The sequence below is a fragment of the Pseudoalteromonas sp. S4492 genome (genome assembly GCF_005886115.1).
GTDB lineage: Bacteria > Pseudomonadota > Gammaproteobacteria > Enterobacterales > Alteromonadaceae > Pseudoalteromonas > Pseudoalteromonas gelatinilytica.
In genome coordinates, this window is sequence record NZ_PNCP01000063.1 from 1 (window position 1) to 2,016 (window position 2,016).

Annotated in this window: 3 protein-coding genes; all 3 read left to right on the forward strand. The window is 39.0% G+C overall.

Annotated elements, in window-relative coordinates; genetic code table 11:
- Nucleotides 1–195 precede the first annotated feature (195 nt).
- Entirely contained in the window at nucleotides 196–489 is a 294-nt protein-coding gene (locus tag CWC28_RS18675) for a hypothetical protein (protein WP_138625605.1), read from the forward strand.
- 114 nt (nucleotides 490–603) lie between these two features.
- Nucleotides 604–936 carry a hypothetical protein gene (locus tag CWC28_RS18680; RefSeq protein ID WP_138625606.1) on the forward strand — a complete coding sequence of 111 codons (333 nt, stop codon included), beginning with the start codon at nucleotides 604–606 and terminating at the stop codon, nucleotides 934–936.
- Between the two features lie 111 nt (nucleotides 937–1,047).
- Complete coding sequence (locus CWC28_RS18685) at nucleotides 1,048–1,452, forward strand: hypothetical protein (RefSeq protein WP_212746802.1); 405 nt, start codon at nucleotides 1,048–1,050, stop codon at nucleotides 1,450–1,452.
- Nucleotides 1,453–2,016 lie beyond the last annotated feature (564 nt).

Consider the following 2,016-nt stretch of genomic DNA (forward strand, 5'->3'; position numbering starts at 1 on the left):
AAATGGAATTGCTGATTACGACAAAGACAATATTTGGTTCCAATTTACAAGTATTGAGATGTGTTAAAAGTACAGCTAACAAGTTACTCAAAAGGACGCAAAACGCTTGGCTTGTGCTCCTTCGTCGCTAATTTTAGCCAAGCATTTATGCGCCCATTAGTAAGGCGTTAGTTGCACATTGAGTAAAGGTGAAAAATGAAAGTATTCGTAGAAGACGAGCAAGCATACTTACAGTGGGCTACTGAATATAAAGATACAGGCTTTATTCTTAACGTAGATGAACCACAAAATATCTATGATTACCCTAAATTACATTTGGCTCGTTATCAATGTGTAACATCTCCAAAGAACACTAACTATACCAATAATCAATATTTTAAGGTTTGTTCTGAAAGCAAGACTGAGCTTGAAGCTTGGTCTAAGAGTAAATACGGTAAAGAGCTTACCTTGTGTGGTGTTTGTTTTCGAAAAGAGCTAAAGCGCAACTAACAAAGCCGTTAAACAAAGGACACAAAACAGCAGGCTGTGCTCCTTCGTCGCAAATTTTAGCCTGCTATTTTGTGCCGTTTACGGCAAGCGTTATGTATTTCTTAGGTTTTGAGTATGAAAACAATTAGGTGGGCAATAATCACCATAATCTTCGCTTTAAGTGCATATTTTGAAGTTGTGTGGATTTATTATCCTGTTTCAGTACTTTTCTTCATTTTTGCGTTAATGGGGACTGTTGCTTTATTTACAGTAAATAGTACTGACTTTGCCCAAGGAGCAATAGACCGAAATTTAGGTTGGGCTTTGTATATTAATAGCTTTATTAATACTGGAGTTCTAATTTATCTAGGGTGGAATATTGTTGCATTGCTCTATGCAGTGATGATTTGTATGGGCTTATCAAAAAGGTTAACTGGTTTGTATAAGCTAAGGTTAAAAAGTACATAACAAGTGCCTAAACCTAGGGACGCAAAACAGCAGGCTTGCGCTCCTTCGTCGCTAATTTTAGCCTGCTATTTTGCGCCGGTTAGCCAAGCGTTAGGTGTACAGGAGAATATCGTGCAATCAAAGATTATGTACATCGAATTAAAGTCCGATGGATTACAAGGTGAAGGTCGTATTGGTTTGGTCAAATTGTCCAAATCAGGAAACACTCTGTACTATAAAGATAGAGTATTTCAAAAGGCTAAAGGAATGCCTCTGAAAGCAAATTACTTTGATGAAAGTACACTTGAGGATTTTTGGATCTCTTCACCGCGTAAAGATGGTAATGACTCCTTATTTTCTAGTACCGTAAATATTGATGAAGATGTTCGAATCGAATATTGGGAAAGAATAAGAAAATTACCTAAATTGACCCAAAGCAACACCTATAAATCTTCTGGCAAAACTAAAGCCGAGCGAGAAAAAATAGAAAAAGGGCTAAGACGTCGTCAAATGGATAATGCTTGGATGCCGAGTTAATGTACACCTAACAAGGCAATCATGGATGGGACGTCTAAAGCTTGGCTGGCGCTCATTCTTCGCTAATTTTAGCCAAGCTTAATACGCCCCATATTGCGGCGTTAGGTTTCTTTGTAAGGACTGTTGATGAATCAAATATGCAAGGGATGCGGTTGCCCAGTCGAAGATACCGAAGAAAACTACAATATGTTCGAGCAAATGCATTGGATTTGTTTTCATTTCTCATATGAGCATTTTCCAAATGAGCCCGACACACCTTGTGAAAGCAGGCACTGTCCTACATGGCATTTGCAAATATTAAAGGACTTCGTAGTCAGCAAAGGTGAAAATCCCGACGAAGTCATAGAAAAAGCTATAAGGCTTAAATGGGCTTCAAGCGGTAAAACCTAACAAACCAAGTCAGCGGGACACTTACACGTAGGCTCCCGTCACTTCGTTCCGTATTTTAGCCTACGTGTTATTGCCCCTGCTTGGGGCGTTAGGTTACTAATGAGTACAGATATAGAATCGATGTATATTGATTGCGGTAAGCATGGAAAGCGGGTGGCTGCCGTACTATGTGGT

Coding starts and splice junctions, on each gene's coding strand:
- CWC28_RS18675 (WP_138625605.1), top strand. CDS start 196: ATGAAAGTATTCGTAGAAGACGAGCAAGCATACTTACAGTGGGCTACT.
- CWC28_RS18680 (WP_138625606.1), top strand. CDS start 604: ATGAAAACAATTAGGTGGGCAATAATCACCATAATCTTCGCTTTAAGT.